The organism is Alphaproteobacteria bacterium, assembly GCA_040216735.1.
Taxonomy (GTDB): Bacteria; Pseudomonadota; Alphaproteobacteria; order SHVP01; family SHVP01; genus CALJDF01.
In genome coordinates this window covers 298,553-319,631 of sequence record JAVJOO010000002.1, presented here as the reverse complement: position 1 = coordinate 319,631, position 21,079 = coordinate 298,553, and the positions used below count along the sequence as shown (strand labels likewise).

At 62.5% G+C, this 21,079-nt stretch carries 17 protein-coding genes and 1 tRNA gene; 13 read left to right on the top strand and 5 right to left on the bottom strand.

The window, feature by feature from the left end; all coding sequences use genetic code 11:
- Positions 1-23 precede the first annotated feature (23 nt).
- Genes pheS through lepA form a run of 3 tightly spaced genes read left to right on the top strand, consistent with a single transcriptional unit; the run spans position 24 to position 5,333 of the window.
- Positions 24-1,100 (top strand): phenylalanine--tRNA ligase subunit alpha, encoded by a 1,077-nt coding sequence (gene pheS, locus RID42_02685; protein MEQ8246564.1) that lies wholly within the window; start codon positions 24-26, stop codon positions 1,098-1,100.
- On the top strand, positions 1,097-3,505 hold the full coding sequence (gene pheT / locus RID42_02680) for a phenylalanine--tRNA ligase subunit beta (protein MEQ8246563.1): 2,409 nt from the start codon (positions 1,097-1,099) through the stop codon (positions 3,503-3,505). Before pheS ends, pheT begins: the two co-directional genes overlap by 4 nt.
- Before the next feature lie 25 nt (positions 3,506-3,530).
- On the top strand, positions 3,531-5,333 hold the full coding sequence (gene lepA / locus RID42_02675; GenBank protein MEQ8246562.1) for a translation elongation factor 4: 1,803 nt from the start codon (positions 3,531-3,533) through the stop codon (positions 5,331-5,333).
- Positions 5,334-5,338: 5 nt separating this feature from the next.
- Here the strand turns inward: lepA and RID42_02670 are convergent, their stop codons facing one another.
- Positions 5,339-5,650 carry a hypothetical protein gene (locus tag RID42_02670; protein MEQ8246561.1) on the bottom strand — a complete coding sequence of 104 codons (312 nt, stop codon included), beginning with the start codon at positions 5,648-5,650 and terminating at the stop codon, positions 5,339-5,341.
- A gap of 151 nt (positions 5,651-5,801) precedes the next feature.
- Here RID42_02670 and RID42_02665 point away from each other — a divergent pair.
- The 4 genes from RID42_02665 (at position 5,802) to RID42_02650 (ending at position 10,479) form a co-directional block, all read left to right on the top strand.
- Positions 5,802-5,891, top strand: a tRNA-Ser gene (locus tag RID42_02665).
- Positions 5,892-6,378: 487 nt separating this feature from the next.
- A complete protein-coding gene (locus tag RID42_02660) occupies positions 6,379-7,959 on the top strand; it encodes a ShlB/FhaC/HecB family hemolysin secretion/activation protein (protein ID MEQ8246560.1) in 1,581 nt (526 codons plus the stop codon).
- A 10-nt stretch (positions 7,960-7,969) separates the two neighbouring features.
- On the top strand, positions 7,970-8,803 hold the full coding sequence (locus RID42_02655) for a hypothetical protein (protein ID MEQ8246559.1): 834 nt from the start codon (positions 7,970-7,972) through the stop codon (positions 8,801-8,803).
- A gap of 269 nt (positions 8,804-9,072) precedes the next feature.
- Entirely contained in the window at positions 9,073-10,479 is a 1,407-nt protein-coding gene (locus tag RID42_02650) for an amidohydrolase family protein (GenBank protein MEQ8246558.1), read from the top strand.
- A gap of 104 nt (positions 10,480-10,583) precedes the next feature.
- On the opposite strand, the gene RID42_02645 is transcribed toward RID42_02650, so the two are convergent.
- Positions 10,584-10,991 (bottom strand): hypothetical protein, encoded by a 408-nt coding sequence (locus RID42_02645; GenBank protein ID MEQ8246557.1) that lies wholly within the window; start codon positions 10,989-10,991, stop codon positions 10,584-10,586.
- Positions 10,992-11,406: 415 nt separating this feature from the next.
- On the opposite strand from RID42_02645, the gene RID42_02640 reads away from it, so the two are divergent.
- Together RID42_02640 and RID42_02635 are read left to right on the top strand one after the other, a co-directional pair.
- Positions 11,407-12,390, top strand: a complete 984-nt coding sequence (locus tag RID42_02640) for a S1C family serine protease (GenBank protein ID MEQ8246556.1) — start codon at positions 11,407-11,409, stop codon at positions 12,388-12,390.
- A 21-nt stretch (positions 12,391-12,411) separates the two neighbouring features.
- Complete coding sequence (locus RID42_02635) at positions 12,412-13,668, top strand: MFS transporter (GenBank protein ID MEQ8246555.1); 1,257 nt, start codon at positions 12,412-12,414, stop codon at positions 13,666-13,668.
- Here RID42_02635 and RID42_02630 read toward each other — a convergent pair.
- The gene (locus tag RID42_02630) at positions 13,653-14,309 is read right to left on the bottom strand and encodes a glutathione S-transferase family protein (GenBank protein ID MEQ8246554.1); all 657 of its coding nucleotides are present in this window, start codon (positions 14,307-14,309) and stop codon (positions 13,653-13,655) included. The two genes, RID42_02635 and RID42_02630, sit on opposite strands and share 16 nt — an antisense overlap.
- A gap of 78 nt (positions 14,310-14,387) precedes the next feature.
- Here RID42_02630 and RID42_02625 point away from each other — a divergent pair, with 78 nt between their 5' ends.
- The 4 genes from RID42_02625 (at position 14,388) to RID42_02610 (ending at position 18,374) form a co-directional block, all read left to right on the top strand.
- On the top strand, positions 14,388-15,770 hold the full coding sequence (locus RID42_02625) for a leucyl aminopeptidase family protein (GenBank protein MEQ8246553.1): 1,383 nt from the start codon (positions 14,388-14,390) through the stop codon (positions 15,768-15,770).
- A complete protein-coding gene (locus RID42_02620) occupies positions 15,767-16,216 on the top strand; it encodes a gamma-glutamylcyclotransferase family protein (protein MEQ8246552.1) in 450 nt (149 codons plus the stop codon). Before RID42_02625 ends, RID42_02620 begins: the two co-directional genes overlap by 4 nt.
- A 178-nt stretch (positions 16,217-16,394) precedes the next feature.
- Positions 16,395-17,993 carry a phosphodiesterase gene (locus tag RID42_02615; GenBank protein ID MEQ8246551.1) on the top strand — a complete coding sequence of 533 codons (1,599 nt, stop codon included), beginning with the start codon at positions 16,395-16,397 and terminating at the stop codon, positions 17,991-17,993.
- A 39-nt stretch (positions 17,994-18,032) separates the two neighbouring features.
- Positions 18,033-18,374, top strand: a complete 342-nt coding sequence (locus tag RID42_02610; protein ID MEQ8246550.1) for a MarR family transcriptional regulator — start codon at positions 18,033-18,035, stop codon at positions 18,372-18,374.
- A 7-nt stretch (positions 18,375-18,381) separates the two neighbouring features.
- On the opposite strand, the gene RID42_02605 is transcribed toward RID42_02610, so the two are convergent.
- Both RID42_02605 and RID42_02600 read right to left on the bottom strand, forming a co-directional pair.
- A complete protein-coding gene (locus RID42_02605; GenBank protein MEQ8246549.1) occupies positions 18,382-20,004 on the bottom strand; it encodes an ABC transporter ATP-binding protein in 1,623 nt (540 codons plus the stop codon).
- Positions 20,005-20,007: 3 nt separating this feature from the next.
- A complete protein-coding gene (locus tag RID42_02600; protein ID MEQ8246548.1) occupies positions 20,008-21,036 on the bottom strand; it encodes an ABC transporter permease in 1,029 nt (342 codons plus the stop codon).
- Positions 21,037-21,079: the final 43 nt, after the last annotated feature.

Below are 21,079 nucleotides of genomic sequence, written 5' to 3'. Positions count from 1 at the left end.
CAGGGAACCCTCTAGTGATGACTATGCAAGACCCGACAGAAATCGAATCCGCGTTGATCGCCGCCGTCCAGGCCGCCGACGGCCTCGATGCGCTCGAAGAGGTGCGCGTACGCGCGCTTGGCCGCAAGGGCCAAATCACCGAAATGATGAAGGCGCTGGGCGCGATGGCGCCGGACGAGCGGCGCACCGCGGGGCCGCTGCTGAACGGCCTCAAAGCGCGCATCTCGGCGGCTATCGAGACGCGCCGAACCGGTCTGGAGGCGGCGCATCTCGAGGTCCGCCTGAGGCAGGAGAGCGTCGATCTGTCGTTGCCGGTGCGCCCGGAACAGTCGGGCACGGTCCATCCCGTGAGCCAAGTGACCGAGGAGCTGATCGCGATCTTTGCCGACATGGGGTTCGAGTTGGCCGAAGGCCCCGATGTCGAGGACGACTTTCATAATTTCACCGCGCTCAACATGCCGCCCGAGCATCCGGCGCGGCAGATGCACGACACGTTCTATCTCGCTCCCGACGACTCCGGCGCCCAGAAATTGCTCCGAACCCATACCTCGACGGTGCAGATTCGCACGATGATGTCGCGCCCGCCGCCCCACCGGATCATCGTGCCCGGCCGCACCTATCGGTCGGACTCGGACATGACCCACACCCCGATGTTCCATCAAGTGGAAGGGTTGGTGATCGACCGCACCACCCATATGGGCCACCTGAAGGGTTGTCTGATCGAGTTCGCCCGGGCGTTCTTCGATGTCGACGATCTCCCCTACCGCTTCCGACCGAGTTATTTCCCGTTCACCGAACCCAGTGCGGAGATGGATATCGGCTGTTCACGCTCGGACGGCGAATTGCGGATCGGCGCCGGCGACGACTGGTTGGAAATCCTTGGCTGCGGGATGGTCAATCCGCGTGTCCTGGAGAACTGCGGGATCGATTCGACCGAGTACCAAGGTTTTGCCTTTGGCGTCGGTATCGATCGCATTGCGATGCTCAAGTACGGCATCCCGGACCTTCGCGCGTTCTTCGATTCGGACCTTCGCTGGCTGCGCCACTACGGCTTTAGTGCATTCGACGTGCCGACCCTGGCCGGGGGATTGGCGCGATGAAGTTCACCCTGGGTTGGCTGAAAGAACACCTCGAGACCGATGCGACGCTCGTCGATGTCGTTGGGAAGCTGACGGCAATCGGATTGGAGGTCGAGGATGTTGTCGACCCCGGTGAGGCCCTCGCCGCCTTTGTGATTGCCGAGGTTACCGAATGCGCCGCTCACCCCGACGCCGACAAGTTGCAGGTGTGCCAGGTCGATACGGGCGCGGGCGCACCGGTGCAGGTCGTTTGCGGTGCGCCCAATGCGCGGGCCGGCATGAAGGGCGTTTTTGCCCCGGCTGGCGCGACGGTGCCGGGGACCGGCCTTCACCTCAAGAAAACGAAAATCCGCGGGGTGGAAAGCAACGGCATGTTGTGCTCGGCGCGGGAATTGGGCATCTCGGACGAGCATGAAGGGATTGTCGACCTTCCGGAAGATGCCCCAATTGGCGCGCCCTACGCCGCGTTTGCGGGTCTGATCGATCCGGTCATCGAAATTGCGATTACGCCGAATCGCCAGGACTGCCTCGGCGTGGCAGGCATCGCCCGCGATCTCGCCGCTGCAGGGTTAGGGCGGGTCGTGTCGACCGAACCTGCGGCTACCGCGGCGTCGTATCCTAGTCCGGTCGGCGTCGAGCGCCGACTGAACGGTGACGGCGACGCTTGTCCGCTTTTCGTGGGCCGCTACATTCGCAACGTCAAGAACGGTCCGAGCCCGCAGTGGCTCCAGGCCCGGCTCCGTGCGATCGGGCTGCGGCCCATTTCGGCGCTCGTCGACATCACCAATTTCATCACCTTCGATCGTGGCCGTCCGCTCCACGTGTTCGACGCCGACACGGTCGCCGGGGGCATTCATGTGCGTTTGTCTCGGCCCGGCGAAAAACTTCTGGCCTTGGACGGGCGGGAATACGAACTCGACGACCACGTGACCGTCATTGCCGACGACGACGGACCGCTGGCGCTCGGCGGCATCATCGGCGGCGAGTCCTCGGGATGCACGCCTGAAACGACGAATGTCTTTGTCGAGGCCGCGCTCTTCGATCCCATCCGCACGGCGATGACCGGTAGAAAGCATGGCTTGATCAGCGATGCACGCTATCGTTTCGAACGGGGCGTCGACCCCGATGCGGTCCATTCGGGTATGGAACTTGCGACCAAGATGATCGTCGATCTGTGCGGCGGCGAGGCGAGCGATCCCGTCGTTGCCGGCGAAGTGCCCGCGTGGCGTCGCCAAATCTCGTTTCGCCCGGCGCGGGTCCATCACCTCGCCGGGATCGACGTCACCGAAGATGAAAGCGTCCGCATTCTCAAGGCCCTCGGTTTCGGTGTTACGCCGGAGAGTGGCGGGCTTGCCATCGATATTCCCTCTTGGCGCCGGGACATCGACGGCGAGGCCGACTTGGTCGAAGAGGTCGCTCGCATCGTCGGCTACGACAATATTCCGATCGTCCCCTTGGAGAAGAAGCGCGCCGTGACGCGCCCGGCTTTGAGCGGCCCGCAACGACACCGCTTGTTCGCCCGCCGGGTTCTTGCGGCGCGGGGTCTGAACGAATGTGTGACGTGGTCGTTCATGCCAAGCCGATTGGCGGCCCATTTCGGCGGGGCGACATCCGCGCTAACGCTCGTCAACCCGATCAGCGCCGATCTTGATGTTATGCGCCCAAGCATCTTGCCCAACCTGATCGCGGCCGTGGCGCGCAACGTCGATCGTGGGTTCCCGGACATCGGCCTGTTCGAGGTCGGGCCGCAGTACAGCGACGGTTCTCCCCAAGGTCAGAGTACGGTGGCGTCCGGCGTCCGGCGCGGCAACGCCGTGCCGCGCAATTGGCACGGCACTGTCCGTCCGGTTGACCCGTTCGATGCCAAGGCCGATGCCCTGGCGGTCCTCGGCGAGGCAGGGGTTCCGACTGACAAGCTCGCCGTGCATCCCGAAGCGGCGCCGTGGTATCACCCCGGGCGGTCGGGCACGTTGCGGCTAGGCCCCAAGACGATCCTTGCCGCCTTTGGCGAGGTGCATCCCAAGATTCTCGAACATCTGGATTGCGACGGCCCCTGCGTCGCCTTCGAGGTCTATCTGGAATCGGTGCCGAAACGCCGCCGCGAAAACGCGACCAATCGCGGTGCGCTTAACCTCCACGCGTTGCAACCGATCGAGCGCGATTTTGCGTTTATTGTCGCGGAAGCTGTCCCGTCCATCGACTTGGTTGCAGCAGCCGTCGGCGCCGACAAGAAGTTGATTGCCGAAGCCGCGGTTTTCGATGTCTTTGCCGGTGAGTCTCTGGGCGCTGGCGTGAAGTCGGTCGGTATCCGCGTCGTCCTCCAGCCCGACGACCACACGTTGACCGAAGCCGAAATCGATGCGGTCGCCAAACGAATCATTGCCGGCGTCGAGAAGTCGACCGGCGCAACGTTGAGGGGCCAGTGATCGAAATCCGCCCCAGAGCCCCCCGATGACCGATCTCGCCCACATCAGAAATTTTGCCATTATCGCCCATATCGACCATGGCAAGTCGACCCTCGCGGATCGTTTGATCGAGCGTTGCGGCGGCGTCGATGCCCGCAACATGAAGGCGCAGTTGCTCGATTCGATGGATATCGAACGCGAGCGCGGCATTACCATCAAGGCGCAGACGGTGCGTCTGCAATACACCGCGGCGAACGGCGAGGTCTTCGAACTCAACCTGATGGACACGCCGGGCCATGTCGACTTCGCCTACGAAGTCAGCCGGAGTTTGTCGGCATGCGAGGGCTCGCTTCTTTTGGTCGATGCGAGCCAAGGGGTTGAAGCGCAAACGCTGGCGAACGTCTACAAAGCGATCGACGTCAATCACGAGATTATCGTGGTTCTCAACAAGATCGATTTGCCGGCCGCCGAACCGGCGCGCATTCGGCAACAGATCGAAGATGTTATCGGTCTCGACGCCAGCGATGCGATCGAGGTTTCGGCCAAGACCGGCCAAGGCATCGACGAAGTTCTAGAAGCGTTGGTGACGCGCCTGCCGGCTCCCCAGGGCGACGCCGAAGCGCCGCTTAAGGCGCTTCTCGTCGACTCCTGGTACGACGCCTATCTTGGCGTTGTCATTCTCATGCGCATCTACGACGGCCGGCTGAAAAAGGGCATGAAGGTCCGGATGATGGCGACCGGCTCGGAGCATACGGTCGAACGGGTGGGTTTTTTCTCGCCCGCGGCAATGACTGTCGACGAACTTGGCCCCGGCGAAATGGGCTTCATCACCGCCGGCATCAAAGAGGTCGCCGATACCAACGTCGGCGATACCTTGACCGAAGCCCGGCGCCCAACGGCCAAAGCGCTGGCCGGCTTTCAGGCCAGCGTGCCCGTGGTTTTCTGCGGTCTCTTTCCAGTCGAGGCAAACGAATTTCCGACCTTGCGAGAAAGCCTTGCGCGGTTGCGGTTGAACGATTCCTCGTTTCACTTCGAACAGGAATCCTCGCCGGCCCTCGGTTTCGGTTTTCGCTGCGGCTTCCTCGGCTTGCTCCACCTTGAGATCGTTCAAGAGCGGTTGGAGCGCGAGTTCGACCTCAATCTCATCACCACCGCGCCCAGCGTCGTCTACCGCGCCCACCTCACCAACGGCACGACTCTGGAACTGCATAATCCGGTCGACTGGCCCGATCCGTCGCGGATCGACTTCGTCGAAGAGCCGTGGATCAGGGCGACCATCATGTTGCCCGACGAGTACTTGGGCGCGATCTTGAAACTGTGCGAAGAGCGCCGGGGCGTGCAAATCGATTTGACCTATGTCGGCGCGCGGGCGGTCGCAACCTACCGGTTGCCGCTGAACGAAGTCGTGTTCGACTTCTACGACCGTTTGAAGTCGGTCAGCAAAGGCTATGCGAGTTTCGACTACGTCCTTGATGGGTACGAAAAGGGCGACCTGGTCAAGATGGCGATCATGGTCAACGCCGAACCGGTCGATGCACTGGCGATGATCGTCAACCGGAAGAACGCCGAATCCCGCGGCCGATCGATCTGCGAACGCCTTAAGGACCTCATTCCCCGTCACATGTTCAAGATTCCGATCCAAGCCGCGATCGGCGGCAAGGTCGTCGCGCGCGAAACGATCAGCGCCCTGCGCAAGGACGTTCTGGCCAAGTGCTACGGCGGCGACGTGTCGCGCAAGCGTAAGCTTCTGGACAAGCAGAAGAAGGGCAAGAAACGGATGCGGACAATCGGCCGGGTCGATATTCCGCAAGAGGCGTTTATCGCCGCGCTCAAACTAGGCGAAAGCTGAGCGGATCAACTATTGAACCGGCGCGGTCGGTGGCGGCGCCGGAATAGCCGCAGGAGCGCCAGCCCAAGAACGCCGAACGTGAGCCATCCCGGCCACAGCAACACGGTTTGCAGGACCGGATCCCACAGCCAGGGCCACAAATGGCGCTGGACCCCCGCTTGGAGCAACCCGAGACTTTCTTTGTGGAGGCGGAACCATTGGTCGCCGAGGGCGCCGATCTCGATCGCACCGGCGCCGATCCAATCGACGATATCCCAGCCGAGCGAAAACACAGCGACGCCGAGACACAGCCACGCGACAAGTCGGCCGATGATCATCTTCCCTCCCCCGCGGGATGGCGCGATGGGCAATAATGGAGGGCCCGGCGGCACGGCACCACCGATTTGTCGCGACCCGCTATTTTCCGCGACAAAACGCATAGCGGCGTTGGAAAGCGCGGGCGTGGGCGGCTAGTATTCCGCCGCAAACGGAGGGGTGGCCGAGTGGCTTAAGGCGCACGCTTGGAAAGCGTGTTTACGGTAACCCGTAACGTGGGTTCGAATCCCACCCCCTCCGCCATTCAGGGATAGAACGGGGCACCGCGCCCGCTTCCACATCGCCTGAGCCTGTGACGGCTGATAGAAGCACCGTCTTCGATCCTCGTATCTCGAATTCCTGCTCGCCAAAGTCTCAATCAACAATGGGACGTGGCATGTCTTTCACCGGGCCCCTGGGTCGGGAGGGGGGAGACCTGGGCCGGTCTTGCCGCGCGCCGCGCAGGAACCGCAATTGTTTAAGGGAGGGACGGGTCTTAGCTGCGTGTGGCGTGACTCGCGTGGCTTCAACTCCGGCGCGAACGTCGATAGACTTGCTCCAATGTCTTTTGAACCCCCCGTGTTGCTGGCGGCGGGGATATCAATCGCCCTTAGGAGCTAGCGCAAAGCGGTCTCAATTGCAGGTCTATTGGGTGTTTTATCTCGCCAAGATAGGCTAGAAAGCCCGGAAATCGAGTGGCGCATGTAGCGGCTCTAGAACAGAACCCTTTGTTAGGTCGGTTTGGTTCGGCATGAAAAAGTATGTTCAGCTATTCCCCTTCGCTACCGCGCTTCTGTTCGCGCCTGCCGCGCAAGGCGCGGAGATTCAGGTTGGTGATTGCCTGATCGAGAGTGCCGGCCTCCTGGCGGAGGATCGGATTACCGGCATCGTCGAGCCGATCGTCGCCGCAGGCACCTACCCGACGTCGTGCATCCAGGCCGCGCAGGCTCTCGAAACCGAGCTACGGCAGGCCGGCGCGTTCGCAGCGCGCGTCTTCTGGGACACCGATCCGGACCGGAATGTCATGGTCCTGCGGATGGCGGAGGGACGTCTCGCGGACGATGGTATCGAATTGGGCCGGTCGAGCGAGCGGGTGCGGGACGACGTGATCCGCGATCACCTGGCGTCGTCGCTGCAGCCCGGCGAGGCGCTGACCTCGCGCCGTGTCGAGCGGGCGATCCTGCTGCTGAACGACCTGCCCGGGATCAAGGGCTCCGAGAACACGCTCTATCCCGGCGAACGCGAGGGCGAAGCCCGCTTCGAATCCTTCCCAGAAGACTCCAGGCTGATCGAGGGGTCCGCCTATACCGACAACTTCGGCAGCCGCGTCACCGGCCAATACCGGGCGGGCGCCTTGGTGGACGTCAACAGCCCGTTCAAGCGCGGCGACAAGCTGAGCGTGGCGGCCAGCGTGACGACCGAGAGCACTTATTATGTGTCGCTCGACGCAAGTCTGCCGGTCGCGGGCAACGGCACACGCGCGGGCCTAGTGCTCGATCTGCTCGACTATCGGACGGACCAGTCGCGCAATCCGCGCGGCAATGCCCATGAAGTTCAGGCGTACCTCTACCACCCGTTCCTACGCTCGCGGCGGACCAACTTCTTCGGCGAAGCCAAGGCCGGCCGCGAAGACATGCGGGACGAGGACGACGCTTCGCCGATCACCGACCGCTACGTCGAAAGCGCCCAGCTGATCCTTCATGGCAACCATCTCGATGGCGTTCTCGGCGGCGCCACGAACGAATTCCGCCTTGAAGGTACGTTGGGCTACCTCGACCTTGGCGGGTACGAAACCTACCGGCAGGAAGACGCCCAGTCGGCTCGCACCGACGGGGATTTCGCCCGTCTCGCCTGGCGCGCTTCCCGTCTTCAACATCTCACCGGCCCCTGGCAAGGCTATGTCGAGATCGTCGGACAGATCGCCAGCAAGCGCCTCGACAGCAGCCAGTCGATCAGCTTCGGCGGTCCCTACGATTTCGCCGGCTACCACAGCGGTGAGATTCTCGGCGACGAAGGCCATCGCCTGCACGTCGACCTGCGTTACAACGCGCCTTCGCGACTTTGGAACGGACAGGCGCAGGTCTCGGCCTTCTACACCATCGGCACGATTACGACCCATGCCAAAGAATTCGTCGGCAATACCATCGTGCCGGGCATTGACGATCGCCGCTATACGCTGCAATCGGTCGGCGTCGCCCTGAACTGGTCATGGTCGTCGACCGCGCTCCGCGGTGTCGTCGGCAAGAGTATTGCCAATCAAATTCCAGGCGAACTGCTGGACGAAGACCCGGACGACTACCGGGGCTGGTTCCAGCTCGTCCACACGTTTTGAGGAGATTCGGATGAGGCAAGTCCCTGTCGCGCTATTTCTCCTAGCAGCCGCCTTCCTATGGTCGGGCGAGGCCGTGGCCTGCGTCACCAAGACGGGCAAGGACTGCCCCGTAACCGTCGGCCAGAAGGCCAAGGGCGTCGACAAGCACGTCAAGAAAGTCGGCAAGCTTGCGCCGGCGGGGAATGTGGGCCATGTCACCCACTCGTCCGGCATCGATCAACTCGGCCTTCCCTCGGCGAATCTGGCAAGCGTTCCGGCGGCGTCACCGACGCCCGCCGACGCCTTCGGCAGCAATCCCGCGGGGTGGTTCTATCTAGTCCCCATCCCCGCCACCGGTGGCTTCTCGCCACACCCTCTTTCTTTCAGGGTCCTGTCTGCGACGCACCTGGCGAACCCTGACGGAACCCTGACCCAGCACGCCATCGACGTGGGTTGGGTGCGCGTCCAGGCGCCAGCGCCGTCGCTCGTCGGGGCGCCGACCGCAAGGCAGGTCCAGGCGCCGGGTCTGGCGCCAACGCGCGCACCAGGCCCGGTCCAGTCCGTTGCCCCGCCCGTGGTGCAACCGACCACGCCGGCGCTGCGCCAGTCCGCGCCGTCGCAGCAAGCCGCACGCTCTACCCCCGCGGGCACCGGCGCCACCGCGGCACCGGCGCAGCCCCTTGTCAGCACCTCGAACCTCGCCGGACACGCCGCGTCGGGCACCGCGAGAGCCCACCCAGATCACCCAGTGGACGTCTATCACCCCGCCAGGGCCGGGCTTTATCGGTATCAGGACGCCCACGGGATCGGCGATTCCGCGTTCCACCTCGTGGTCGTAGGGATCAGAGAGCCCGAGAACAAATAGAGCCGGAAATTCTTGGTCAGTCTATTTCAATGACCCAGAAGGCAATCGTCTGGAGCTGTTTGTCGACACACCTTGGCATGTGCGCCAACCAGCATATTTTGAGATGGACCTATCCATGACGGACGATGAGCTATTCGCATGGACCGAAATGAAAGTTGCCCATCTTCCAGGTACCAAGCGCCGGTGACCTTCGAGGTTCAAAATCAACGCGGGCAATTTGCCTGATAAATTCTGAGCTTGAACGCGCGCCGCGACATCGATGGGGTTTCATGACACAGATGAGAATGCCGCCCCAGGCGGCTGACTATGCCGTCGAAGCAGGCTGGATACTGACCTGGGAACACGGGGCCGCGCGGTTGCTGCGCGGGGGACACGCGGTGATTTCGCGCGGCCGCTTTGCCGACGTTCGACCGGGGCCCTTTCGTGGCGATCTCGCCTGCGTTTCCGTACCGAACGATATCCTGTTGCCGGGGTTCATCAGCGGCCACACCCATGTCGCAAGCGGGACGCCGACGCGGGGAATCATCGAAGGGGCCGGATCCAGCCGTCCGTCCGCGCATGCCGTTGCCGCGCTGAGCGACCAGGAGCTCGATGACCTCACGGCCTATAATCTCGCCGAGGTGCTTCGGTCGGGGTGCACGACGCAGCTCGAAATGAGCCAGAATTTGCGTCACACCGAATCCTACGTGCGCGTGGCCCTGAAGTGGGGTGTCCGCGGATATCCGGGGGGAATGATTCCGGGCACGCCGCGTGTCGACGCCGTGTGGGCGCGTGCAGACGACGATGTTCTTCTCAGTTCGGTTCCCGACACGCTGGCCGAAATTGAAGCGAACCGACGTTATGGCCTGGACTACATGAATGCCGGGGGCGGCTTGATCAAGCCCATGCTTGCGCCGCACGCGACCGATACGCATACGCCCGAAACGATGCGTGCGATGAAGGCTGCTGCCGACCAACTCGGCACCGGCATTCATTTCCATATCGCGCAATCCGATGTTGAGACCGAACGGGTCCGCCGGATGTGGGGAAAAACGCCGGTTGAATGGATTAAGACATTTGGCATGTTCGACGCGCCGGTGTTTGGTGCCCACATGTCGGCGTTGGACTGGCGCACCGATCCGGCGATCTTGAACGACGCGGGCGCGGTGTATGTTCATTGTCCTTCTGCCGGTGGTGCGGGGGGCGCGACCCAGCCCTACCCCGAAGCGCTGGGTGCCGGGATGAACGTCAACATCGGCCTGGATACCCACTCCAACGACTATGTTGAAAACCTGAAGCTCGCGGTCATTGCCGGCCGCGCGCGTGCCAAGCTTGTCGACGGGCGCCATCAGGGACCCGTCAGACTTCCGACCATCGAAGATGCGATCGCGGGTGCTACCACAGTTGCGGCAAAGGGGCTCGGCCGCGACGACCTAGGGCGCATCGCGCCGGGCGCATTTGCGGATTTCGCGACCGTGGACCTGACCGGTTTTCTCGTTGGCGGGGGCGCATTGCCGCCGGAACCGCTCCACAACCTTCTATATGCCAACGGTCTGTCGGTGCGCCACGTTGCAACGGCGGGCCGCTTCCAAGTGTTCGACGGTCATCTTGTCGTCGACGATGAGGCCGAGGTGCGGGCACGCGGCGGGGCGGTTCTGGAGAAAATCTGGAAAACGCTGGGCAGCGGGCAAAGTTAGATTCGGGCGGCAAGCTTAGTTGAGCGGTACGATGGGAAAGGTTTGTTGGCTAGGCCGCCGTCCCCCGAGGTGCGGGTGTTGATCTGTCCGTCCCGCGGCGCCGATCAATCGTCGTCCGAGTTGTTGCGCCGGTTACCGCCATCCCGCCGCCTTGTGTCCCGATCCTCGTCATCGTCGCGATCATCGCTGTCCTTTGCGCTGCGTTTTTCGTCGCGCTTTCGCTCTCCGTCACGCCGACTCGTGTCGTTATCATCATCATCATCGTCATCGTCATCGTCATCGTCATCGTTGTCGCGGGCATCTTTGTCCTTGTCGTTTTTTCGACCGCGTTCGCCGTCTCGGCGACGTTCCTCTTCGGGTTTGCGACTGCGCGCCGCACCGCGCTGATCTTCCTCCGGTTTGCCACGATCCTCTTCCGGCTTGCGACTGCGCTCGCTTTGCGCCATAGCGACAGGCGACGCTGTCGTGACGGCAATCCCAGCCAAGAGCGAAAGAACATATCGACGATTCATGGGCTGCTCCTCAGGGCGACAGATGATGCTTCGCGAACCGGCTTGTTGTCTGGATAGGTACGGCATGTCGCGGTATGGGCTATAGACGCAGAAATCGCCTGTTCATACTTTCTAAACTGCCACATTCGGCACTCCAAATCAGCCGTCGCCGGGATTGCCCGAGAATTGCCCCGCGTATTATGTTGTCACCGGCCAGATAGTGGCCATTGCTCTGTTTGAGGCCGCTGGGACTGACTATTGAGGATGGCAATGGTAAGAAGCCAGTGCCCAGTATCGTCCCCTTCGGCCCGCCACCGACCCCCACCGGTCTGAGCTGCCGCGGAAACGGGTAGAGTACCCGCAGCGGCCTAGGCATCGTGCCGTCGCCGACGTCTTTAGAAGATTGTACCGTTTAGTTCGAGCCCCGAGGTTGAGCATGAGCACCAACGAACAAGTCGATTGGGAAATCCCGATCGAAGCGCGCCCGCGCCCGGAAGATCATGGGTTTGATCTCGAGCGCGCGTTGTCGGCCGCGGTGTTCATTCGCTCGCAGGTGCCCGAGGATGCGTTTACCGCGCAGGTTCTCGGCACCGAGCGGGCCGGCAACGGCATCTTGATCAGCGATTCAGGGTTGATTGTTACGATCGGTTATTTGGTGACCGAAGCCGAATCGGTCTGGCTGGTGGCGAACAACGGGCAAACGATCCAGGGCGACGTTATCGGCTACGACCATGAGACGGGACTGGGCCTAATCCAGGCGCTGGGCCGGCTCACGGTCCGTCCCATGGAAATCGGATCGTCGGCCGATGTCCGCGTCGATGACGTTGGCATTCTCGCTGCCGGCGGCGGTCGCCGCCATGCCCTCCAGGCACGCGTGGTCGACAAACGGGAATTCGCAGGGTCGTGGGAGTATCTGCTGGATGAAGCGATTTTCACGACGCCGGTTCATCCCAACTGGGGCGGCACCGGGCTTGTTGATCGAAACGGCAGACTCGTCGGTATCGGATCGTTGTTTATTCAGGGGGCGGGGCAACACGGCGTCGATGGCAACATGATCGTGCCGATCGATGTGCTGAAGCCGATCCTCGATCCATTGGTCAAGACCGGGCGGACCGGCCGCACGCCAAGGCCATGGCTCGGCCTTTACGCGGCGGAGAACGACGAAACGATCGTTGTCGCGGGCATGGCGAGCGCCGGGCCGGCGAGCCAAGGCGGTATCTTGATCGGCGACGAAATCCTTCAGGTCGCCGGTGCGCCGGTCGAGGGATTAGCCGAATTATATAGACGGGTTTGGAAATTAGGTGCGGCAGGCGTCGACGTACCGTTGACGGTGCGGCGCGAGGAACGTGGCACGGTGGAAGTCCTTCTTCATTCCGCCGATCGCGCGGACTTCTTACGAAAACCGCGACTCCATGCGTAGGGCTTTAGCCGGAGAGACGAGATGACGGCGATCGACGCATCGGGCAATCGCGACTTTCGGGTGATCGGCCTCGTATCGAGCGGGCATTTTTTTAGTCATTTCTATTTCCTCGTCTTGCCGCCGCTGTTTCCGCTGCTCAAGGACGAATTCGGGGTCAGCTATGCCTCGCTCGGCCTGCTCCTCACAGCGGCGAGTCTCGCGACGGGGGTATTTCAGACACCGGTCGGGTTTCTCGTCGACCGGATCGGCGCGCGCTGGATATTGCTTGGCGGCCTGTTGCTCCACAGTTTGGCGATCACCGCCATTGGGTTCACGTCGTCCTATTGGGCCATCTTGATCCTCTTCATGGTCGCGGGGTTCGCCAATACCGTCTATCACCCCGCCGACTACGCGATCTTGAATGCGCGGGTTTCCCGTCATCGATTGGGGCGCGCGTTTAGCATCCACACGTTCTCGGGCAATATCGCGTGGGCGATTGCGCCGGCGGCGATGGTGGCGCTCACGGCGCTGTGGGACTGGCGCAGCGCGGTCATCTTCGTCGGTCTTGTCGGCGTCGCGACGACAGCCGTTCTTGCCTTGAACGGGAGCGATATTTCAGACCGCGGCGGTGCCGACGCGGCGGCGACGACGAAGGACGCGGTGGCGACGGACGGCCGACCACCGCTTAGCGGCGTTCAGCTTCTTATGTCGCCGCCCATTTTGATGGCCTTTCTCTTCTTTCTGTTTATCGCGATGGGGACGGGGGCGATCCGCGTTTTTTCGGTGGCCGCCCTGGTCGCGATCTACGACACGCCGCTGGCCGCCGCCAACGGCGTCCTCACCGGGTTTCTTGCCGGTGCGTCGATGGGGATTCTGGCGGGCGGTTTGATTGTCGACAAACTCGGCCGACCGGAGATCACTGCGACGATCGGATTTTTACTGGGCGCAGCACTTCTCGCCCTGGCGGGTTCGGTTTCGCTGCCGATTGCGATGATGGCGGCGGTCCTGACGGCGGCGGGTTTCGTCACCGGCGTGGTCCAGCCTTCGCGCGACCTCCTCGTGCGCCGGGTCACGCCGCCCGGGTCGATGGGCAAGGTATTTGCTTTTGTCTCTACGGGGCTTGCGGTGGGCGGAGTCATCATGCCGCTGGTCTTCGGTTGGATCATGGATCACGCCGATCCACGGTGGCTGTTCTGGCTATCGGCCATCGTCATTTTAATGACGGTCCTCACCGTGGGTGGCCTGAGCGCGGTGAGCGGGGCAGAGTCGCGAAAGAACGGGCGTCAGGCGAACTCGTAACGGTCGATGACCGGTTCCTGACGCGCCGATTCCATCCATGTCTTGACGGGCGGCGCATTCACGACGGCTTCGATGTAGGCGCCGACGGTCGTATCCACGGCAACACCGTACGTCACGAAGCGCGAAACGACCGGCGCAAACATCGCGTCCGCGCCGCTGAACGAACCAAACAAGAAATCGCCGCCGCCTGTGCGGCCGTAGAGATTGCGGGTGTCGCGCCAGATGTCGCAAATGCGGTCGATGTCTTTGGACGCGGCTTCACCAATCGCAAAGTTTTGGTAGCGGCGGCGGCAGTTCATGGGAAGTTCCCGGCGCAGGGCGGTAAAACCCGCATGCATCTCCGCCGACACCGACCGGGCAACGGCACGTAGAGCAGGGTCTGCGGGCCATAGCTGTGCAGTCGGGAATCGCTCCGATAGGTATTCGACGATCGATAAGCTGTCCCACACTGTGACGTCCCCGTCGATCAAGACCGGGACCAGGCCGGCCTTCGAATACGCCGCGATCCTCTGTGCGGTGTCGGGTTGTCCGAGCGGTACAACGATCTCGCTATAAGCGACGCCGCAGTGGGCGAGGGCGACGCCGGCTCGCATCGACCAAGATGAATAGTTCTTGCTACCAACGATGAGTGTGAGTGTCACTTCCGCCTCCTTGCGGCGCGATCGCCGCGATAAGATGATGTAAAGTCGGTCGCCACACAATCGTCTGGAATGCTTGCGATGAATGAATGCTTTGCACAGCGGCGCACCGCGACATCGGTGTCGATTGAGATCGTCGCCGCGGACGCCTTCGCGGCATGGAAAAAGCGGCAGCCGCGTGCGGTTCGCGACTGGCTGGCGGTGGACGGTTTCGCCGGAAGGGTAGGCAGTTTCGCGCCAATTCCCGGCGGGGACGGCGTGCGGCCCCGGGTGGTGGTCGTCCCGGACGGCGCTCTCGATCTCTGGACATTAGCGGCGCTCCCGTCCCGCCTGGCGCCTGCAACCTATTGCCTGGAGGACGACCTCGACCCCGCCGCCGCGACCGCCTTGATGGTCGGTTGGGGGCTGGGGTGCTATCGCTTCGACCGCTACCTTGCGGCGGCCCGGGGAAAGGTTACACGGCTCGTTGTCCCCAAGGGCGCGGACCGCGCAGAAGCGGCACGCCAGATCGAGAGCGTTGTCTTGGTGCGCGACTTGATCAATACGCCGGCGGCGGACCTTGGGCCGCCGGAACTCGCCGATGCCGCGCGCCGTCTCGCCAAAACCTACGCGGCGAAGCTGTCGGTGGTGTCGGGAAAGGCGCTCGAGGAACGCTTCCCGGCGGTCCATGCGGTCGGCCGGGCCGCGGCCAAGCCGCCGTGCCTGATCGACTTCACGTGGGGCAACAAGAATCACCCGAAAGTCACATTGGTGGGCAAAGGGGTGTGTTTCGATACCGGCGGTCTGAACCTGAAGCCCGGGTCGAGCATGAAATTGATGAAGAAGGACATGGGCGGCGCCGCGGTGACCTTGGGCCTTGCGCGGCTCATCATGAACGCAGAACTGCCCGTTCGGTTGCGGGTGATTGTGCCGGCGGTGGAGAACAACGTGTCGGGCAATGCGTACCGGCCGGGCGACATCCTTCGCACGCGCAAAGGTGTCTCGGTCGAAATTGGAAACACGGACGCCGAGGGCCGTCTCGTTCTTGCCGACGCACTTGCCTTGGCGGACGAAGAGTCTCCCGATCTGATGATCGACTGCGCGACCCTTACCGGTGCTGCGCGGGTGGCCTTGGGCCCCGACTTGCCGGCGTTGTTTTGCGATGACACGGCTTTCGCCGAGGACTTGATGTGTGCAGGCCGCGACGTTTCCGACCCGCTGTGGCGACTACCGCTATGGCAGCCCTATTTGCGCATGCTCAAAACCCCGATCGCGGATATCAATAACGCAGGCAGCGGCGGTTTCGCCGGTGCCATCACGGCCGCGTTGTTCCTCAAGACGTTCGTGAGCAACGCGAAGGTGTGGGCCCATCTCGACCTCTACGGATGGAACGACGAAGATCGGCCGGGGCGGCCCAAAGGCGGCGACGCGATGGCAATGCGCGCGCTGTTTGAAACGATCCGGCGGCGGTTTGGCGCGGCTTGAGCGCTTCCGAACATCTTCTGTTTGTCTATGGGACGTTGCGTCGCGCCGTCGGTGCGCCGGCCCATCGGTTGTTCTCCGCCTATGCCGACTTTTTCGACGACGGGTATGTCGCCGCGCGCCTGTACGACCTGGGTGATTATCCCGGCCTCGTACTCTCCCAAGACGGTGGCGACCGCGTTATTGGCGAGCTCTACACGCTTAGGACGCCGGAACCGACACTGACGCTTCTGGACCGGTACGAAGGCGTCGCGGGCACCCGCGGCGACGCGCCGGCGCAGTACCGGCGGATAAAGGTGCCGGTCACGAGCCAAAACGGGCGTGTGTACACCGCTTGGATCTACGAGTACCTGCTCGACGTTGGCGATCGGCCCTTGGTGCGGACAGGCGATTACCTTGATTTTCTGCGTAACAGCGGGAGGCACTTGGGTCTTCAACCCGACGTATAGGCGCCGCTCTCCGCGCCAAGTTTTCCACAGGCTCGATCCCCACATATCCTAGTGTTTGGGGATACCGCTGTTGCATGTCACGTTGGAACGGCGCTACACCATGGTAAATAGTTAAAAAACAACCGCTTAGTTCCGTCGCACTTCAAATCAAGCATGCCAACTGTCTGTGGTTAATTTTGTGGATAAGTCCGTTGCTCTGGCCACCGGTTCCGTGCTCGTTATCGATGCCGACGGGAAGGTTGCCCATGTCGGCGAAGGGTTCGCCCGACTGGTCGGTGCACCGGCCGACACGCTGGCAGGTAAGCCGCCCCATTTCCTACGCATCGACAGCAGACCGCTGGCGGGCGGCATTGGCGGGACGTTGACCGGAGAAATACGCCGGTTCAACGGTCAACGGGTCTCGATCTCGTTGCGGGAGCAAAGCGCGGAGATTCACGGGGCACCGGCACGGATCGTGACGGTTATCAACGCCGTTCAAACAGGTTCAATCGACAGCCCAATAATCTTCGACGCCGTTACCGCGGCAGGCGGTCGCGCGACCCTCGGCGCCCCGGCGCATGGTATCATTTCCGCGGCTCGCGCATCGGGAGCCCAAGTTGCTTTCGTCAAGACCCGCCTAGACCGCCTTCAGTCGGTGAACCAAACCGCCGGCTACGAAGCGGGCGACGAGATTCTCGAAGAGGCGTTGCAACGGCTCCAAGCTCTGGTGCAACCGGGCGGGATGCTGGCACGCACGGCAACCAACCAATTTTCACTGGTATTTCCGGTCGGTTCCCCGGCCCCCGAGATCGACGCGATATCGGGGGATATCCTTCGCCGCCTATCGGAACCCTACGACGTGAACGACCGCCGCTACCGGCTCTCGGCGAGCGTTGGGGTGGCTGTCTATCCGGTGCACGGGACCGACATCGGGGAACTCGTCCATGTTTCGGATTTGGCTTTGCGCGAGGCACGCCAGCGTGGGGGCAGCCGCGTCGAACTCTTCAGCCCGGCCTTTAGAGACCGACTGAGCCGCGAACTTGCGCTGGATCGCGCGTTATCGGAGGCCTTGAGCCGGAACGAGTTCGACCTGCACTACCAGCCGGTCGTGGATTTGGACGACGGGCGGGTTCTCGCAGCCGAAGCGTTGCTCCGATGGACTCACCCCGAACTGGGGTCAGTCGGTCCAGGGGAGTTTATTCCGCGGGCGGAGGCGACCGGTCTGATCATACCGATCGGGGACTGGGTTCTCCACCGGGCGTTCGAGGAAGCCAAGTCGTGGGAGTCGAAGGGCAAAGGCGCACCGAGGCTAGGCGTCAATCTCTCGGCGGTGCAGTTCGGCCAAGACGACATCGTCGAAAAAGTGATGGACGCTCTTTCCAGCAGCAAATTGTCGGCCGAGCGGGTCGATATCGAACTCACCGAGCATTCGCTCGCCGACGACCGCGGGTTTCGCAACGATGCCATCGCACGGTTCCGAGATTTGGGTCTGTCGGTTTCGATCGACGATTTCGGGACCGGTTATTCGTCGCTCTCGCAGCTTGTCGATTGCCCCGTCGACACACTCAAGATCGACCAATCCTTTGTTGCCGGGCTCGTCCATCACCCGCAATCGGTGACCATCGTGCGTACGATTATCGAAATGGCGCGGAGCCTCAACCTCAAGCTGGCCGCCGAAGGCACCGAGCGCAAGGATCAAATCGAATTCCTGAAGGACGCGGGCTGCGATTACGCCCAAGGGCACTATTTCCACAAGGCGATGCCGGCGCAAGACTTCAGGGCGTTGCTCGCGGCCTGACGCTTCTGTGGCGGCAGGCGAGGGGGTAATGTCGGGTTTGTGCCAACTCCCTCCCAGCTTGTGTCTTACTGGCAGCAGGCCGTCGCCGGTCTAGTACGCTCCGACGACCCGGACCTCACGGTCCGCCAACTGGCCGTTCTGCTGACGATCTATGCGGCGCGCGCGCCCTGCACGGTGCGCGGCCTCGCTGCGGACCTTGCTATTTCCAAGCCCGCCGTGACGCGTGCCGTCGATACGCTTGAGAAATTAGAGCTTTGCCGGCGTCAGCCCGACGAAACCGATCGCCGTAGCGTTCTGGTCCAGCGCACGGTGCGCGGTTCGGTCTATGTCGCAAAGCTAAGCGATTTTCTGCGCGCGTCGTTGGAGAGCGAGGCGCGCTAGCACCGCGTCAGGTCGCGACGGCATCCTCAAATGCGACTTCAAGGTCGAAGGCCGCCGCCATGAGCGCTTTCGTGTAGTCGGTTTGCGGTTGGTCGAAGATGCGTTCGGTGGGGCCCGATTCGACGACGCGGCCGTCGCGCATCACGACGACCTCATCGGCCATTGCGCGAACGACCTTCAGGTCGTGACTGATGAACACGTAGGCCAGGCGATGTTTGCGCTGCAGTTCGCGGAGCAAGTCGACGATCTGGGCCTGGACTGACATATCGAGCGCGGAGGTCGGTTCGTCGAGGACGACCAGGCGGGGTTTCAGGACAATCGCGCGGGCAATGGCGATGCGTTGCCGCTGTCCGCCGGAGAACTCGTGGGGGTAACGATCTTGGTTGGCGGGGTCGAGGCCGACTTCCTCGAGTGCTGCGCCGATCACCGCGCGGCGCTCGTCGTAGTCTCGAATCTTGGTATGAACCAGCAGGCCTTCTTCGACGATTTGTCCCACCGATAGGCGCGGACTCAGACTGCCGTAGGGGTCCTGGAAAACGATTTGCATTTCTTTGCGCAGGGGTCGCAGGGCACCGAAGTTGAGTCCTTGGATTTTCTTGCCGAGAAAGTCGATCTCGCCGGTGCTGCCGATTAGTCGCAGCAGGCCGAGGCCAAGCGTCGTTTTCCCGGAACCGCTTTCGCCGACGACACCCAGCGTCTGTCCTTCGCGGACCGCGACGCTGATGTCATCGACCGCTTTGACGTGACCGACGGTGCGCCGCAGGAGCCCCTTCTGGATGGGAAAATAGACCCGGACATTTCGGCCGCTGAGAACGACGGGTGCATTTGGTTGCGACCGGTTCGGCATTCCTTTCGGTTCGGCCTCGATCAGCGCGCGGGTGTAGTCGCGGTGCGGTCGTTCGAAGATCTGCCCGGTCTCGCCGGCCTCGACGATTTCGCCGTCCTTCATGACGCAAACGCGCTTGGCCATTTTGCGCACGATTCCGAGATCATGGGTAATCAACAGCATGGCCATGCCGAGATCGTCTTGGAGTTTGCGCAGAAGTCGAAGGATCTGCGCCTGGATCGTCACGTCGAGCGCCGTCGTCGGCTCGTCGGCAATCAGGAGCCGGGGGTTGTTGGCGAGTGCCATAGCAATCATGACCCGCTGGCGTTGTCCGCCGGAGAGCTGATGGGGATAGGAGTGAATCCGCGACTCGACATCGGGCAATCCGACGAGGTTGAGGAGTTCGACGGTGCGCGCGCGCGCTTCGCGCTTGTTCATCCCCTGATGCAGGAACAAGACTTCGTTGATTTGCTTTTCGATCGTGTGCAGCGGGTTGAGCGAGGTCATCGGTTCTTGGAAGATCATCGACACGCGATTGCCGCGAATCCGGCGCATCTCGGCGTGGGGCGCGCCGACGACTTCCATCCCGTCCACCTTGATCGACCCCGAGGGATGCGAGGCCATGGGGTAGGGCAGAAGTTGGAGGATCGATAGCGCGGTCACGGACTTCCCCGACCCGCTCTCGCCGACAAGTGCGACGGTCTCGCCCGCGTCGATCGTTAGGCTGGCATTCTTGACGGCATGGACCGTACGCCCGGCACTCCGGAAATCGACCGATAGGTCTGATATTTCGACAAAGGCCATGGGTTAGGCGAAGGTCTTGCGGGGATCGAAGGCGTCGCGCACGGCTTCGCCGGTGAAGACCACCAACGTCAGCATGATCGACAGGGTGAAGAAGCCGGTCAGACCGAGCCACGGGGCCTGGAGGTTCGCCTTCCCTTGGGCGAGCAGTTCGCCGAGCGAGGCCGACCCCGGGGGCAAGCCGAACCCGAGAAAGTCCAGGCTGGTCAACGCGGTCACCGCGGCTGCGAGGTTGAAGGGCAGGAAGGTGATGGTCGCAACCATGGCGTTGGGCAGTAGGTGTTTCAGCATGATCGTCGAGTTGCGCACGCCTAGGGCGCGGGCGGCGCGTACATAGTCGAAATTACGCGCGCGCAGGAACTCGGCCCTGACGACGCCGACCAACGACATCCAACTGAATAGTAAGAGGATGCCCAGGAGCCACCAGAAGTTAGGCGTCACGATGCTGGCCAGAATGATCAGGAGAAACAACGTCGGCATGCCCGACCAAATCTCGATGAAACGCTGGAACAGAAGATCGGTCCATCCGCCAAAGTATCCCTGGACGGCGCCCGCGAGGACGCCAATGACCGAACTGATCACGGTCAGGATCAGGCCGAAAAGGATCGAAATTCGAAAGCCGTAGATCAATCGAGCCAAGACATCGCGGCCTTGATCGTCGGTCCCCAACCAATTGACGCCCGACGGCGGAGACGGCGCGGGTTGGGGTAGGTCGTAGTTGATCGTGTCGAAGGTGAAGGTGATCAGCGGCCACACGAGCCAGCCGCCGTTCTCTTGGATCAGATCCTGCACGTAGGGGTCGCGGTAGTCGGCTGCGGTTTCGAATTCGCCGCCGAAACGGGTTTCGGGATAGTCGGCAAGGACCGGAAACAAAACTTCCCCCTCGAACCGTACGACTAGCGGTCGGTCGTTGGCGATGAACTCGGCGAAGAGCGACAGAACGAACAGGGTCAAGAAGATCCACATCGACCAGAAGCCGCGACGGTTCTTACGGAAGTTGTGTAGCCGTCGAACCGTGAGCGGGGTCACCGGCATCCCCAGAATGCGGTGCCGCCGGTGGGGCGCCGGGGCGGTATCG

Coding starts and splice junctions, on each gene's coding strand:
- RID42_02670 (MEQ8246561.1), bottom strand. CDS start 5,650: ATGATCATCGGCCGACTTGTCGCGTGGCTGTGTCTCGGCGTCGCTGTG.
- RID42_02605 (MEQ8246549.1), bottom strand. CDS start 20,004: ATGGCCTTTGTCGAAATATCAGACCTATCGGTCGATTTCCGGAGTGCC.
- RID42_02655 (MEQ8246559.1), top strand. CDS start 7,970: ATGAGGCAAGTCCCTGTCGCGCTATTTCTCCTAGCAGCCGCCTTCCTA.
- RID42_02625 (MEQ8246553.1), top strand. CDS start 14,388: ATGAATGAATGCTTTGCACAGCGGCGCACCGCGACATCGGTGTCGATT.
- pheT (MEQ8246563.1), top strand. CDS start 1,097: ATGAAGTTCACCCTGGGTTGGCTGAAAGAACACCTCGAGACCGATGCG.
- RID42_02650 (MEQ8246558.1), top strand. CDS start 9,073: ATGACACAGATGAGAATGCCGCCCCAGGCGGCTGACTATGCCGTCGAA.
- pheS (MEQ8246564.1), top strand. CDS start 24: ATGCAAGACCCGACAGAAATCGAATCCGCGTTGATCGCCGCCGTCCAG.
- RID42_02640 (MEQ8246556.1), top strand. CDS start 11,407: ATGAGCACCAACGAACAAGTCGATTGGGAAATCCCGATCGAAGCGCGC.
- RID42_02635 (MEQ8246555.1), top strand. CDS start 12,412: ATGACGGCGATCGACGCATCGGGCAATCGCGACTTTCGGGTGATCGGC.
- lepA (MEQ8246562.1), top strand. CDS start 3,531: ATGACCGATCTCGCCCACATCAGAAATTTTGCCATTATCGCCCATATC.
- RID42_02645 (MEQ8246557.1), bottom strand. CDS start 10,991: ATGAATCGTCGATATGTTCTTTCGCTCTTGGCTGGGATTGCCGTCACG.
- RID42_02600 (MEQ8246548.1), bottom strand. CDS start 21,036: ATGCCGGTGACCCCGCTCACGGTTCGACGGCTACACAACTTCCGTAAG.
- RID42_02660 (MEQ8246560.1), top strand. CDS start 6,379: ATGAAAAAGTATGTTCAGCTATTCCCCTTCGCTACCGCGCTTCTGTTC.